The sequence below is a fragment of the Glycocaulis albus genome, from assembly GCF_014639075.1.
GTDB classification, from domain to species: Bacteria; Pseudomonadota; Alphaproteobacteria; order Caulobacterales; family Maricaulaceae; genus Glycocaulis; species Glycocaulis albus.
Window position 1 is genome coordinate 110,669 of the sequence record NZ_BMFS01000009.1, and the last position, 13,645, is coordinate 124,313.

Below are 13,645 nucleotides of genomic sequence, written 5' to 3' on the forward strand. Positions count from 1 at the left end.
CGTCCATGAAGAAAGCTGGGCCGGTGCGGGCGTTGAGCGTTGGCGAGCTGGCTGCGCGTGCCGGTGTCAGCGTCTCCACCTTGCACTTCTACGAGACAAAAGGGCTGATCGCCAGCGCGCGCACAGGCGGAAACCAGCGCCGCTATGGCCGCGACATGCTGCGCCGGGTGGCGGTGATCCGCGTCGCCCAGCGCGCCGGCGTACCGCTGGCCGAGATTCGCGAAGCGCTTGATGCGCTTCCCTCCCGGCGCACGCCCAACGCGGCCGACTGGGCGAAGCTCTCGGCGGTGTGGAAGGACGCGCTGGAAGCACGCATTGCCAGCCTGACCAGCCTGAAAGACCAGCTTGATGGCTGCATTGGCTGCGGTTGCCTCTCGCTGACCGACTGCCCCTTGCGCAATCCGGGAGACGCGCTGGGGGGCGAAGGGCCGGGGGCACGTCTGCTGGAGGGGTAGCGCTTTCGGGAATCCCTGAAATCCCGGCCAAGCGCAGCGCAGAGCCGGGACCTCATGCAGGAGAAGCGGCGACAGGCCCCGGATCGCTTCGCGTCCGGGGTTTCAGTGGAAGGCTTTGGTGCCAGGTAGAAGCCGGGCACCCGAACGAAGGTCACCCCCCTAATCCAGCCCCGGCTTTTTCCGCAATGCCTTGGTCTGCCCCTTCTTGGCCTTGGCGTCTTTCTGACGCTTGATGGAGCTCAAGGACGGGCGCGATTTGATGCGCGGCTTGGGCTTGCGGCTGGCTTGCCGGATCAGGCGTATCAGCCGGGAGCGGGCTTCCGCGCGGTTGCGCTCCTGTGAGCGGTGATCCTCGACATGCAGGATCAGCACGCCGTCCTGCGTCATGCGGTTGCCGGCGAGGCGTACGAGCCGCTGCTTTACCGCCGGGTCAAGCGCACTGGCATGCACATCGTAACGCAGCTGCACCGCGCTCGCCGTCTTGTTCACATGCTGACCGCCGGGTCCGGACGCTTTCACGAAGCGCTCGGTTATCAGGCTCTCATCAAGAATGATGTCGTCAGTGATGGTCTACGCCTTTTCCAGAGCCAGTTTCAGCGCCTCAGGGTATAGCCGGTGTTCTTCCACCAGCACGCGCGCGGCAAGGGTTTCTGGCGTATCGCCCGGCAGCACCGGCACGCGGGCCTGCGCGATCACCGGGCCTTCATCCATGCCGGGCGTGACCCAGTGGACCGTGCAGCCATGTTCGCTTTCGCCCGCTTCGATGGCGCGCTTGTGCGTGTCCACACCCTTGAATTTCGGCAGCAGGGAGGGGTGGATATTGATCATCCGGCCGTCCCACTGGTTCACGAAGCCTTCCGTCAGGATACGCATGAAACCGGCAAGACAGACAAATTCTGCCCCCGCCTCGCGCAAGGCAGAATCCAGCGCCGCTTCGAAACTCTCGCGGCTCGCATAGGCCTTGTGGTCGATGGCGATGGCGGAAATGCCTGCCTCGCGCGCACGCTCCAGCCCGTATGCGTCCGGCCGGTTGGAGATCACGGCGACGATGCGGGCGGGATAATCGTCCGCAGCGCAGGCATCGATCAGGCATTGCAAATTCGATCCGCGCCCGGAGATGAGGACGGCAATCGGCGTCTTGCCGGTCATTTCGCGGTGATATGGCCGATGATGGCGGCTGTCTCGCCTGCGTCTTTCAGCGCTGCCAGCACGGCCTCGGCGTCTTCGGCGGCGACGGCGGCGATCATGCCGATCCCGCAATTGAAGGTGCGGCGCATCTCGGCCTCTGCAATGCCGCCCGCGCTTTCCAGCCAGCGGAAGACGGCAGGGCGTTCAAAGCTGGCGTAATCCACCTCGAAGCTTAACTGACCCGGCAGCATGCGCGGCGTGTTCTCGGTGATCCCGCCCCCGGTAATGTGGGCAAGGCCCTTGATCTTGCCGGCGCGCACCAGCGGCATCAGGGATTTCACATAGATGCGGGTCGGCTCCAGCAGCGCTTCGCCAAGCTTCCTGCCCGGTGCGAAGGGTGCCTCGCTGTCGAACTCTAGCCCCGCATGCTCGATCACCCGGCGGATCAGCGAATAGCCGTTCGAATGCGCGCCCGACGAGGCCAGCCCGATCAGCATATCGCCCGGCACCATGTCTGACTCGCGGGGCAGGAGATGGCCGCGTTCAGCTGCGCCGACAACGAATCCGGCAAGGTCGAAATCCTCGCCCTCATACATGCCCGGCATCTCGGCCGTTTCCCCGCCAATAAGCGCACAGCCCGCCATGCGGCACCCCTGCGCGATGCCTTTCACGATCTCGGCGCCGCGCGCTGGGTCGAGTTTGCCGGTGGCGAAATAGTCCAGGAAGAACAAAGGCTCAGCGCCCTGCGCCAGCACGTCATTGACGCACATGGCCACGAGGTCAATGCCGACCGTGCCGACAATGCCGGTATCGATGGCAAGGCGCAGCTTGGTGCCCACCCCGTCCGTGCCTGAGACCAGAACCGGGTCCTTGAACCCTGCGGCTTTGAGATCAAACGCGCCGCCAAACCCGCCCAGATCCGCGTTCGCGCCGGGCCGGGCGGTGGATTTCGCCAGTGGCTTGATCGCCTCGACCAGCGCATCACCTGCATCGATATCCACCCCGGCGGATGCGTAAGTAAGGCCTTGAGAGGGCGGGTTGCTGGCCACGGCTGATTGCTCCGGCAAAGGGATCGGGATTCTCGCGCAAACAACTGCAAGGGGCCGGGCTTGGCAAGAGGGCGGGTCTGTAAATCGCGTCTGTCCACGTTTCGCTGGCACAACAGGCGCGTGAAATCAGACGCTTGCGGGCAATGATATGTCACTTACCCCGACGCGGCGGATCAGGTGTATTATGATGGAAGATCAGGGCTCCACAGCCTGTAAACCCTTCACGCGATGGCCTGTGCGGGTATAGTCACAGCCAGTGTTTCACTTTCAGGCAGGATCGCCACCATGACCCATCTCACCCACCGGGCGCGGGCCGCAACGGCCGCTCTGCTTACGGCAATCCTGTGTGTGGCGTTTCTGGCGATGCCCGCCAGCGCGCAGGACGTGTTCACGGTATCGGGTATCGAGGTTGATGAGCGCGCCGGCACGACCACCGAGGCGCAGGCGGCCGCCTTCCGCTCAGGGCAGATTGCTGCGGCGCAGGCGCTTCTGGAGCGTCTGACTCTGGGCGAGGACCGGATAAATTCCGGTGTCACGTCCATTCCGTCCGATGCGGCGCAGGAAATGGTTGCGGGCCTGCAGGTCGCTGATGAGCGGCGCTCGGCGAATCGATACATCGCCACCATGGCCGTGAACTTTGATGCGCGCTCGGTGCGCAGCTATCTGCGGGACCAGGGCATCCCCTTCGTCGAATCGCAAGCGGCCCGCACACTGGTGGTTCCGGTGGTAGAGCGTGAAGGCGGCGCCGGTGTCTGGGGCGGCGCCTGGTACGAAGCCTGGCGTTCCGGTGCACATGCCAACGCGCTGACGCCGTTCATCGGTCTTGGCTCGCGGATGACCGGCGAGGGTGACGATGCGGTGCCCGTCGGCCGCAATGTCATCAGCGCAGCCTCGGCCCAGTCAGGCGACGAGTTTGCCCTGCGCGAGCTGGCCGCCCTCTACGGCGTTACCCGCATTGCCGTCATCACCGCGCGTGAGGGTGAGGGCATCATCCGCGCCAGCGGCACGATTTACGACTTTGCAGGTCCGGACGCCGTGGTGTCCCAAATGGAATCGGCTGCCAGCCAGAACAGCTATAACGAACTGGCCCGGCGCATCGTGCAGACCGCTCAGGAAGCCTGGAAACGCGAGGTTGTCGTGCGCGGCGGCGAAGCCAGCGAGATCACCGTGTCGGTGCTGTACAGCTCGATGGCGCAATGGCGTTCCTTGCAGCGTGCCATTACCGGCGCATCGCTCATCTCCAACGCGCGCCTCGACGCGGTGACGACCACAGGCGCGGTGATGACCATCACCCATCGCGGGGAACGCGAGCAGCTTGCACGCGAATTGTCCCAGCGCGGCGCTCGGCTGGAGGAAGAGCGCGGGCTTGGCTGGGTGGCGCGTCCGCGCAATTGATAGAGCATCATGGCAACTCCCCAGCTTGCCCTCGATCTTGCGCTTGAGCCGGACTACCGCGCAGAGAGCTTTGCCGTCAGCGAAGCCAACGCGGCAGCACTGGCACTGGTCAATCGCTGGCCACGCTGGCGCCTGGGACACCTTGTGCTGACCGGGCCTGCCGGAGCGGGCAAGACGCATCTGGCCCATATGTGGCAGCAGCGCACCGGCGCGGCCTGGGTGGGCCGGACGGACGTGTCGTCTGCGCTCAAATCAATCCAGCGTGGCGCCAGCGTCGTCATTGAAGACGGCGATCAGGGCGTGGACGAGGAAGGCCTGTTCCACCTGCTCAACCGCGCGGCGGGCGATTCCGGCATCAGCGTGCTGCTGACAGGCCGTCTGCACCCGCGCAGCTGGCAGATCACCCTTCCGGATCTGGCCTCGCGGCTCAGCGCGGCCGAGGCGGCGGTTCTGGACGAACCCGATGACGCCCTGCTTCGCCAGGTGCTTGAAAAGCTCTTCCGCGACCGGCGCACGCCGCTCAGCCCCGGTGTTCTCGACTATTTGCTGACGCGCATGGAGCGCTCGGTGGATTTTGCACGCCTTCTGGTGGCACGGCTCGACAATGCGGCCTTGGCCGGCAAGAGCAGCGTCACGCGTGCGCTTGCACGCGATGTGCTGGCTGGACTATCAGCAGAAACCAATCCCGAGGAGCCCGGCGCGAGGTCATGACCAATATTGTCGAAGGCATGTCCGCCAGCACACAGGCTGAACCGGCGCGCGAGGGTGGCAGCGCAGGCCTGATGGATTCGCCGGACCGCTTCCTGAACCGGGAACTGTCCTGGCTGCAATTCAACCAGCGTGTGCTGGAGGAAGCGGAAAACCCGGCGCACCCGGTGCTCGAACGGCTGCGCTTCCTGTCGATTTCGGCCAGCAATCTCGATGAGTTCTACATGGTGCGCGTGGCAGGCCTGCGCGCGCAGCTGCGCAATGGCGTGGACCGGGCTGGCCAGGATGGCCTGACCGTTACCGAGCAGCTGGAACGCATCAATGATGCAGCCTCCGGCCTGATGCGCGCCCAGCAGGAGCGCTGGCAGGAATTGCGGGTTCTGATGGGAAAGGAGGGCGTCCAGCTGCTCAATCCCGACGAGCTGACGCGTGCCGAGCGTGCCTGGTTGCGGGACGATTTTCTTGCGCACACGCTGCCGGTGATCACGCCGCTGGCTATCGACCCGGCGCACCCTTTCCCCTTCATCCCCAATCTGGGTTTTGCCATCGTGCTGAAGCTCAAGCGCCAGCGCGACGGCAAGGTGATGAACGCGCTCCTGCCGCTGCCGGCGGGGGTCAAGCGTTTCGTCGATATTCCCTGTAACCGCAAGGACCGGCGGGGCCGTCCTGTCCGGCGCTATATCGCGCTGGAGGACGTGCTGATCGTATTCGTGGATGCGCTGTTTCCCGGATATGACCTGCTGGCCAAGGGCGCATTCCGCATCATCCGAGACAGCGATATCGAGATCGAGGAGGAGGCCGAGGACCTTGTGCGCGAGTTCGAGGCGCGCCTGAAGCAGCGCCGGCGCGGCGTGCTGGTGCGGCTGAAGCTCGAAGCCTCCATGCCGGAAGAGTTGCGCCGCTTCATCATCCAGCAATTGCACGCGGAATCGCGCGATGTCGTGCTGGTGGATGGCAATCTGGGCCTCGCCCAGCTGTCCCAGCTGATCCCGGACGACCGCCCTGAGCTCAAATTCGAGCCCTACGAGCCACGCTTCCCCGAGCGTATCAAGGACCATGGCGGGGACTGCTTTGCCGCCATCCGCGCCAAGGACCTGATCGTTCACCACCCGTATGAGAGCTTTGATGTAGTGGTGCAGTTCCTGCGCCAGGCCGCCAATGACCCTGATGTTGTGGCGATCAAGCAGACGCTTTACCGCACATCGAAGAACTCGCCGATCGTCGCGGCCCTCATCGAGGCGGCGGAGGCTGGCAAGAACGTCACCGCGCTCGTGGAACTGAAAGCGCGCTTTGACGAGGAAGCCAATCTGAAATGGGCGCGCGATCTGGAGCGAGCGGGCGTGCAGGTCGTCTACGGCTTTGTGGAGTACAAGACCCACGCCAAGATATCGCTGGTTGTACGGCGTGAAGGCGCGACGTTGCGCACCTATGCCCATTTCGGCACGGGCAATTACCACCCCATCACTGCGCGTATCTACACTGATCTCTCGCTGTTCACCGCTGATCCGGCCTTTGGCCGGGATGCGGGGCGGATATTCAACTATGTGACAGGCTATGCCCGCCCGTCGGGACTGGAGCGCCTGTCCATCTCGCCGCTTGGCATGAAGGAGATGCTGGTGGAGAAAATCCGCCGGGAGGCGGACAATGCCCGCGCAGGCAAGCCGGCGGCGGTCTGGGCCAAGATGAATTCCGTCGTCCACCCCGAGATCATTGATGCGCTCTACGAAGCGAGCCAGGCCGGTGTTCGCGTGGACCTGATCGTGCGCGGCATTTGCTGCCTGCGCCCGGGCGTGCCGGGCCTGTCGGAGAATATCCGGGTAAAGTCCATCGTCGGCCGCTTCCTGGAACATTCACGCATTGTCTGCTTTGCCAATGGCGAGACGATGCCCTCTGCCAAGGCGGAGGTGTGGATTTCCTCGGCAGACTGGATGCCGCGCAATCTGGACCGGCGGATCGAGACGCTGTGCCCGGTGGTAAACCCGACCGTGCACCGTCAGGTGCTCGACCAGATCATGGTCGCCAACCTCAACGACGAGGCGCAGAGCTGGTACATGAACGCTGATGGCAGCTATACGCGGGTCAACACGCAAGGCATTTCCATGCCGTTCAGCGCCCACGACTATTTCATGACCAACCCGTCCCTGTCCGGGCGCGGTGAGGCGCTCCGCAACGACCAGCCGCCATCGGTTCCGCAGCTGGCACGGCGCTCATGAGGTTACGCAAGAGCAGACCGTCCAGTCCCGCTGGCCGGGACATTGCCGTCATCGATATCGGTTCCAACTCGGTGCGCCTGGTCCAGTACCGGCTCGAGGACGGCGCGCTCTGGCCCGTCTTCAACGAGAAGACCATGGCAGGGCTCGGCAAGGGCGCAGGCGCGCGCGGCACGCTGAGCCCTGACGGTGTCAAAACCGCCCTTGTCACCTTGCGCCGCTTTGCAAGCCTGCTGGATGCCAAGGGCGTGTCCCACCGCCACGCGGTTGCTACAGCAGCTGTACGCGAGTGCGCTGACGGACCCGATTTCGTGGCACGTGCCGAAGCGGAGACGGGGCTGAAGATCGAAGTCCTGTCCGGCGAGGACGAGGGCCGGCTTTCCGCGCTCGGCGTCGTTGCCGGTATAGGTGCCGGCAGCGGTGTCGTAGGCGATCTGGGCGGGTCAAGCCTGGAAATTGCCCGCCTGACCGGCCGCGAGATCGGCCCGGTCTTCTCGCTGCCGCTGGGCCCCTTGTCGGTCCTCAACGGCGATAGCGAGGATAGCAAGCGTGTTCGCGGCGAGATTGATGCCGGGCTGGATACCGCTGCGGGCGCGCTGGAGGGGTCTGGACCAGATTTCTACGCTGTTGGCGGCGCGTGGCGGTCCTTTGCGCATCTGGCCATGGCCCTTGACCGCTATCCCCTGACCTTGCTGCATCAGTATGCGCTGTCCGCCCAGCAAGTGGCCCGTGCGGCAGACTTCGCGATGGCCCAGAGCGAGGCATCACTGGCGGCAACGCCGGGCGTGTCGTCAAAACGTGCCTCCACGCTCCCCTACGCCGCCCAGCTGCTCAAGCGCATCGTCAAGCGCGGCAAGTTCAAGCGCGTGATCTTTTCGGCCAATGGTCTGCGTGAGGGGGTTGCCTTCAGCCGCAGCGCGGCGCTCGAGCAGCGCCATGACCCTCTGCTGGCCGGTGCAGAAGCGATGGCGCGACATGCCGCCAGCGATCCCGAATTCGGCCCGGCACTGGCCAGCTGGCTGGAACCCGTCTTTGCGTGCAGCGCGCCCGTATTCGACGATGAGCGCGATCATGTCCTGCGCGGAGCTGCCGCCCGCCTGGCCCAGCTTGGCGCGCGCATGCACCCGGATCACCGGGCCGAACTGGCAGCCACCGAAGCGCTCTACGCGCCGTTCGGGGGCATCTCGCATCCGGAGCGCGCTTTTCTGGCTCTCGCGATCCACCATCGCTATGCCGGCAAGCGTCCAAGGCCGGAGGAATGCCCGTCACGCCGGCTGCTGGACGATGCGCAGGAAGAGGCCGCCCTGCAACTGGGTTACGCGATCCGGTTGGGCACAGCCCTGTCAGGCGGTTCGGCCGGCGTGCTGAAACTGTTCACGCTTGCCCGCACGGAAGGCGAGCTTGTGCTCGGCATGGACAAAGGCCGCGAAGACCTGGTGGTCGAACGGGCCTTCTCGCGGTTCGAGAACCTTGCCGGGGTGCTCGGACTGAAGGCGGTGCTGGAAACGCGCTAGTCTTCCAGCTCGATGGCAACAACCTTGCCATTCTCCAGAATGAGCGCCAGCTCGCCGCGTTTCAGCTTCAGGGCGGCTTCGCCGAATACCTTGTAGCGCCAGCCTGAGAGGGCAGGAACGTCAGCCTTGTCGCTTGCCGCGATCTGTTCAAGATCCGGCACAGTGGCGATCAGGCGCGGCGCGACGCCCTCTTCTTCGGCGACGACCCGCAGAAAGACCTTCAGAAGCTCGACCACGGGTCCGATATTATTGGGCAGCTGGTTCTGGCGGGCTAGCTTCGGGGCGTGCTTTTCCGGCGCCGCCATGGCCTCGCGCATCATCTCGATCAGGCGCTCGGCGGGTTTGGAGCGTTCAAAACCCTTGGGCACGGCGCGCAGGGCGGCCAGCTGCTCCTGGGACATCGGCGCGGACTGGGCGAGCTCGTAGAGCCCGTCATCCTTCATCACGCGGCTGCGCGGAATGTCGCGGGTCTGCGCCTCAATCTCACGCCAGCGCGCGGCGGCCTTCATGGCGGCAAGCCATTTGGCGGTCGTCTTGCGGGGCTTGAGGCGCTTCCACGCATTCTCCGGATCCATCCGGTAGGTTTCAGGGTTGGTCAGAAGGCGCAGCTCTTCCTTCAGCCAGTCCTCGCGGCCTGATTGCTCCAGCTTCTCGCGCAGGATGGGGTAAATCTTGTGCAGATGGGTGACGTCGGCGAGGGCGTACTCGGCCTGCTTGTCCGAAAGCGGGCGGCGCGACCAGTCGGTAAAGCGCGATCCCTTGTCGATCTGCTCGCCCAGCAGCTCGCGCACCAGATTGTCGTAGGAGATGGAATCGCCAAGACCGACCGCAGCGGCAGCGATCTGGCTGTCAAACAACGGTTCGGGGATCAGCTCGCCGCCCTTGTGGAAGAAGATTTCGAGATCCTGACGGCAGGCATGGAACACCTTTACCGTGTCCTTCCTGCGTAAAAGCTCGAGGAAAGGCGCGAGATTGATGCCGTCGGCCAGCGGGTCGATCAGCAGTTCGGCCGTCGAGCCAGCCGCCTGTATCAGGCACAACTGGGGCCAGAACGTACTTTCGCGCATGAATTCGGTATCGACCGCAATATACGGGTCCCGGCCCAGGACCTTGCAGGCATTGGCCAGCGCATCTGTCGTTTGAATCAGCTCCATGAGTCCATCGCTTAGCGCGCCCAAAGCCATTTGGCGAGTGGGCTTTACTCCGTGTAGCGGCCCGGCCGCATCATGCGCCAGAGGGCAAACAGGCCTGCCAGGCCTGACACCACGGCGATATAGCCAAAGGCGGCCTGCAGGGGCAGGGCCAGAAGGGCGATGGCAAACAGGGTGAACTGGCCAAGACTGGCCGTTGCGGCGTTCATGATACCGCCTGCCGCAAGGATGCGTCCGCGTACTTCCGGCCTGGCGCGCCGCTGGGCCATGGCCTGCAAGGGCACTACGAACAGGCCCGCACTGACGGCCGACAGGGCAAGGGCTGCCAGGATCGCCCAGTTGGCCGGGTCGGCGAGGAAGACATCCGCGCCGGCAAGATTGTCAGGGTCCGGCTCCGGCCAGCCCAGGGTCGTAAGAGCGACAAAACTGGGAAAGATCACGAGGCCGAACGCGCCAATGACCGTGAAGATCAGTGCATCCTGACCGCGCGTGAACACCCCGCACAATATGGCGCCCAGAGCCGCGCCGACGGTGAAAAGCGCCGTCAGTGCCAGTCCCACCGTTTCGTCCCCGCCCAGTACGGCGGCGGTGAAAAGCGGCATCAGCGTGAGCACCGATGCTGCCAGCATCCAGAACCACGCCGCGCCCAGCAAGGGCCGGAGCACGTCGGGTGCGCGAAAGGCAAAGCCCAGCACCTTCCCGGTCTGCACCGCGATATTCCAGCTCACCTTCAGGTCGGGCGAATCGGCAGGGGCGGGCTTGTTCAGGCACATGATGAGCCAGCCCACGACTGCCACACCAATGAGCGTTGCCGACAGCACCAAGGCGGCATCCTCGCGCACCACGAACACTACGGCGAGGGCCGCGCCCGCGAGTATGGCCACGTTGAGCGAGCCGGAAACCAGCGCATTGCCGGTCACCAGTTCCTTGCCTTCCAGCAGTGTCGGGAGTGCGGAGTTGCGTGCCGGCGCGAAGAAGGCCGACTGCATGCCCATGAAGAAGAGCACGATCACCAGAAGCAGCCCGCTATTGAAGAAAAATCCGACAGCAGCCGCGATCATCAGGAGGATTTCGATGAACTTGGTGCGCCGCATGATGAATGCGCGGTCATACTTGTCGGCCACCTGGCCCGCGACGGCAGAGAAAAGGAAGATCGGCAGGGTCAGGGCTGTTGCCGCTATCGGCACCATCAGCTCGCGTTCCAGCCCGAATATGGTCAGGCCCTGAAATGTGGCGAGATTGACCAGCGCAAAGCGGAAAAGATTGTCGTTGAACGCGCCCAGAGCCTGTGCGGCCATGAGAGGTGCGAAGCGCCGCTGCACCATGAGGCGCGCAGCTACAGCAAGGCCCATCGGCTACCCTTCCCCGTTCCCGGCGCTTAGCAGCTCGGCTGTGCGCCCTTCTATCGTGTCTTCAAGCTGGCGCATGAAAGCCTCCTTGTCTGCCCCTGGCTGTATCGGTTCGAGAAATTCCACGACGACCGTGCGCGGACGTTTCACAAAGGATTTGCGGTCCCAGGCCAGGCCAAGGCTCGTGGCAACCGGCACGACAGGGCGGTTCAGATCATGGGCCAGGTGATACACGCCCTTCTTGTAGGGGTGCTTCTCGCCGGGCGCCGAGAGATGGCCTTCCGGATAGATCAGCACATGGCGCTTGTCGGACTTCAGGCGTTTCATGCCTTCCTCGATCCGGGCGCGGGCCGCTTCGCCGCCCTGATTGGACAGTACGACGGCGCCGGCTTTCTTCAGGATGAAGCCGATAAGCGGAAACTTCATCAGATGGTCGCCCGCCACAAAGGCCAGCGGACGAACGGTCGCCACCATGATCAGCGGATCGCCCCAGCTCTGGTGTTTGGCGGCAATCACGCTGGGGGTGCGGCTGAGATACCGTGTCCCGCGCAGATCGATGCGGATGCCTGCAACGAACCGCATCACGAAGGCCATGGTCCGGCCATAGCTGAACAGGCCGAAGCTGAGCGGCCGCCGGCCGGGCAGCACGGCAAGGACCGCGCAGATCACCGCAAAGCTGATCGTGACCAGCCAGTAGGCGATCTCGAAGAAGGTGCTGCGGACAAGTGGCGTCAAGCGAGGTCTCCCAGCCTGTTGCGACTCAGCCTAACGCTTCGGCCAATCCATTCAATCAGGAGGCCGGATTGACCCGTATCCGCGTCCATACCGCCGCGCCGCTGGAAAAGCGCTATGCCTATTGCCGGGCTGTGCGTGCCGGCAATCTGGTCTTTGTCACTGGCACGGTGGCGATCACCCCCGATGGCAAGCCCTTCGCGCCGGGCGATCATGGCGCGCAGGCCGCACGGGCGCTGGAGATCATTGCTGGCGCTCTAAAAGAGGCCGGATCAGACATCTCCGATGTCGTACGCACGCGCATGTTCGTCACCGGCATGAACCCGGCCGTGCAGGATGCGGTGGGCGAGGCGCACCGGGCCGTGTTCGCCGACTTTCCGCCCGCCACCAGCATGATCGGCGTGGCCGCCCTTGTTGATCCGGCGTTTGTGGTCGAGATCGAGGCCGACGCGGTGGTGGGTTGATCAGGCGCGGGCCGTGTCACGCCTGCTCGTGAGCAGACCCGTCACTACATACCCCGCCAGTGCGGCCAGGATCGAGAACAGGAAGGCGCCCGGAATTTCGAACACGAAATCGCCGAGCCAGATCGCTATCAGCCCGCAGGCCAGTGCGCCGAGCGCCGACCATTCCCCGCCAAACCGGCTGCGTATACCGATCAGCAGCGAAACCAGAAGGCCCGCCGATCCCAGCGAGGAGGCCAGCTCCACCAGCCCGTAAATCGTCTCGCCGGTGGTGGCGACGATATAAGCCATGACCCCCGCCACGACCGTAAACCCGCGCGCGGCAAACAATTTCTCCTCTGGCGAGGCCTTGGTGCGCACCCGCGAATAAAGGTTTTCCGTCGCAAGGCCGGAGACGGCCAGAAGCGCCGAATCTACCGTAGACAGCACGGCCGAGAAGAGCGCCCCGGCAAACACCACGAACAGCGCGCTGGGCAGAAGGTCCATGGCGAGGTTGGGCAAGAAGAGATCGCCCGCTTCGGGGTCAAAGCCAAGGCCGGGTCCGACAAGGCCGAACAGTACGGGGAAGAAGCCGACCAGCAGATAGAGCCCGCCCGCCATCAGCCCGCCGCGCACGGCGATTTTTGCTGACTTTGAGCCCAGAAAGCGCGCAATCATCTCCTGCGCCACGATGGAGCCGAGAATGGGGATGGCGAACGCGTCCAGCCGCTCCAGCCAGCTCTCGCCCGGCGCGATCAGCACCAGCTGGGCCGGGTCTATCAGCGCCATGGCTTCGTCGAAGCCGCCGGCACGCCCGAATAGCGCGAAGGTGAGAATGACGAGGCCTGCCAGCACCACGGCGCTTTGCAGAATATCCGTGACGACATCGCCCAGCAGGCCGCCCAGCAGCGTGTAGGCGATGACCAGAAGGCTTGCCCCGACCAGCGCCCATTCCACCGGCAGGTCGCTGGCCACGGCGATGATCGAGGCGAGTGCGAGAAGCTGGGCCGCTGCCCAGATGATGGAGGTGGGGATCGAGACGCAGGCAGACGCGATTTCCGCGCGCGGGCCAAAACGGTCCCGGAAAAAGTCGGCGAGCGTCAGATAGCCCTTCGAGCGCAGCTGCCCGGCCACAAACAACGCTGCCACGATCAGGCAGATGGCATAGCCCACCGGCTCTGCGCGCGCGCCGCCCAGCCCCTCATCGGCGATGGTGGCAGTGGAGCCCATAATGGTTTCGCCGCCAAACCAGGTGGCAAACACCGATATCCCGACCGCCCAGAAGCCCAGCCTGCGGCCCGCCACCAGATAGTCGGTATGCGTGCTCATCTTGCGCGATGCCCACACGGCAATCGCCAGCTGGAGAAGGATGTATAGAACGAGCGCGGCGAGAATCATGGACGTCCCCGAAGACCATAAATCTGCACCTTGCAGATCAGCTCCGCACTAGGTTCTGTACCCATAAACGGGATTCCCAAATCAGCTGGGTCGTGATTCAAGCTCCTTGAAGGGAG

At 64.4% G+C, this 13,645-nt stretch carries 13 protein-coding genes; 6 read left to right on the forward strand and 7 right to left on the reverse strand.

Annotated elements, in window-relative coordinates; translation table 11 throughout:
- The first annotated feature begins 5 nt into the window (after positions 1-5).
- Entirely contained in the window at positions 6-455 is a 450-nt protein-coding gene (gene soxR / locus IEV75_RS10650; protein ID WP_188452566.1) for a redox-sensitive transcriptional activator SoxR, read from the forward strand.
- Positions 456-614: 159 nt separating this feature from the next.
- Here soxR and arfB read toward each other — a convergent pair whose 3' ends face one another.
- Genes arfB through purM form a run of 3 tightly spaced genes read right to left on the reverse strand, consistent with a single transcriptional unit; the run spans position 615 to position 2,632 of the window.
- On the reverse strand, positions 615-1,022 hold the full coding sequence (gene arfB, locus IEV75_RS10655) for an alternative ribosome rescue aminoacyl-tRNA hydrolase ArfB (protein WP_188452567.1): 408 nt from the start codon (positions 1,020-1,022) through the stop codon (positions 615-617).
- A gap of 3 nt (positions 1,023-1,025) precedes the next feature.
- A complete protein-coding gene (gene purN, locus IEV75_RS10660; RefSeq protein ID WP_188452545.1) occupies positions 1,026-1,604 on the reverse strand; it encodes a phosphoribosylglycinamide formyltransferase in 579 nt (192 codons plus the stop codon).
- Positions 1,601-2,632: a phosphoribosylformylglycinamidine cyclo-ligase gene (gene purM / locus IEV75_RS10665; RefSeq protein ID WP_188452546.1), complete on the reverse strand. Its 1,032-nt coding sequence runs from the start codon at positions 2,630-2,632 to the stop codon at positions 1,601-1,603. Before purM ends, purN begins: the two co-directional genes overlap by 4 nt.
- 285 nt (positions 2,633-2,917) lie before the next feature.
- Here purM and IEV75_RS10670 point away from each other — a divergent pair, with 285 nt between their 5' ends.
- The 4 genes from IEV75_RS10670 to IEV75_RS10685 all read left to right on the forward strand — a co-directional run bounded on the left by IEV75_RS10670 (position 2,918) and on the right by IEV75_RS10685 (position 8,459).
- Positions 2,918-4,027 (forward strand): DUF2066 domain-containing protein, encoded by a 1,110-nt coding sequence (locus tag IEV75_RS10670; RefSeq protein WP_188452547.1) that lies wholly within the window; start codon positions 2,918-2,920, stop codon positions 4,025-4,027.
- Positions 4,028-4,036: 9 nt separating this feature from the next.
- The gene (locus IEV75_RS10675; protein ID WP_188452548.1) at positions 4,037-4,738 is read left to right on the forward strand and encodes a P-loop NTPase family protein; all 702 of its coding nucleotides are present in this window, start codon (positions 4,037-4,039) and stop codon (positions 4,736-4,738) included.
- 71 nt (positions 4,739-4,809) lie between these two features.
- On the forward strand, positions 4,810-6,948 hold the full coding sequence (locus IEV75_RS10680) for an RNA degradosome polyphosphate kinase (RefSeq protein WP_373290530.1): 2,139 nt from the start codon (positions 4,810-4,812) through the stop codon (positions 6,946-6,948).
- Positions 6,945-8,459 carry a Ppx/GppA phosphatase family protein gene (locus tag IEV75_RS10685; RefSeq protein WP_188452549.1) on the forward strand — a complete coding sequence of 505 codons (1,515 nt, stop codon included), beginning with the start codon at positions 6,945-6,947 and terminating at the stop codon, positions 8,457-8,459. The genes IEV75_RS10680 and IEV75_RS10685 overlap by 4 nt, the downstream gene beginning before the upstream one ends.
- On the opposite strand, the gene rnd is transcribed toward IEV75_RS10685, so the two are convergent.
- The 3 genes from rnd to IEV75_RS10700 are packed head-to-tail and all read right to left on the reverse strand — an operon-like array spanning position 8,456 to position 11,694.
- Complete coding sequence (gene rnd / locus IEV75_RS10690; protein WP_188452550.1) at positions 8,456-9,613, reverse strand: ribonuclease D; 1,158 nt, start codon at positions 9,611-9,613, stop codon at positions 8,456-8,458. The two genes, IEV75_RS10685 and rnd, sit on opposite strands and share 4 nt — an antisense overlap.
- A gap of 44 nt (positions 9,614-9,657) precedes the next feature.
- The gene (locus IEV75_RS10695; protein WP_188452551.1) at positions 9,658-10,962 is read right to left on the reverse strand and encodes an MFS transporter; all 1,305 of its coding nucleotides are present in this window, start codon (positions 10,960-10,962) and stop codon (positions 9,658-9,660) included.
- A gap of 3 nt (positions 10,963-10,965) precedes the next feature.
- Entirely contained in the window at positions 10,966-11,694 is a 729-nt protein-coding gene (locus tag IEV75_RS10700) for a lysophospholipid acyltransferase family protein (RefSeq protein WP_188452552.1), read from the reverse strand.
- 68 nt (positions 11,695-11,762) lie between these two features.
- On the opposite strand from IEV75_RS10700, the gene IEV75_RS10705 reads away from it, so the two are divergent.
- Entirely contained in the window at positions 11,763-12,155 is a 393-nt protein-coding gene (locus tag IEV75_RS10705; RefSeq protein ID WP_188452553.1) for a RidA family protein, read from the forward strand.
- On the opposite strand, the gene IEV75_RS10710 is transcribed toward IEV75_RS10705, so the two are convergent.
- Entirely contained in the window at positions 12,156-13,529 is a 1,374-nt protein-coding gene (locus tag IEV75_RS10710; protein WP_188452554.1) for a high affinity choline transporter 1, read from the reverse strand.
- Positions 13,530-13,645: the final 116 nt, after the last annotated feature.

Excerpts from the sequence above, each read along its gene's own strand:
- IEV75_RS10670 (WP_188452547.1), top strand. The coding sequence starts at position 2,918 with ATGACCCATCTCACCCACCGGGCGCGGGCCGCAACGGCCGCTCTGCTT.
- IEV75_RS10685 (WP_188452549.1), top strand. The coding sequence starts at position 6,945 with ATGAGGTTACGCAAGAGCAGACCGTCCAGTCCCGCTGGCCGGGACATT.
- IEV75_RS10680 (WP_373290530.1), top strand. The coding sequence starts at position 4,810 with ATGGATTCGCCGGACCGCTTCCTGAACCGGGAACTGTCCTGGCTGCAA.
- rnd (WP_188452550.1), bottom strand. The coding sequence starts at position 9,613 with ATGGAGCTGATTCAAACGACAGATGCGCTGGCCAATGCCTGCAAGGTC.
- IEV75_RS10710 (WP_188452554.1), bottom strand. The coding sequence starts at position 13,529 with ATGATTCTCGCCGCGCTCGTTCTATACATCCTTCTCCAGCTGGCGATT.
- IEV75_RS10675 (WP_188452548.1), top strand. The coding sequence starts at position 4,037 with ATGGCAACTCCCCAGCTTGCCCTCGATCTTGCGCTTGAGCCGGACTAC.
- IEV75_RS10695 (WP_188452551.1), bottom strand. The coding sequence starts at position 10,962 with ATGGGCCTTGCTGTAGCTGCGCGCCTCATGGTGCAGCGGCGCTTCGCA.
- soxR (WP_188452566.1), top strand. The coding sequence starts at position 6 with ATGAAGAAAGCTGGGCCGGTGCGGGCGTTGAGCGTTGGCGAGCTGGCT.
- purN (WP_188452545.1), bottom strand. The coding sequence starts at position 1,604 with ATGACCGGCAAGACGCCGATTGCCGTCCTCATCTCCGGGCGCGGATCG.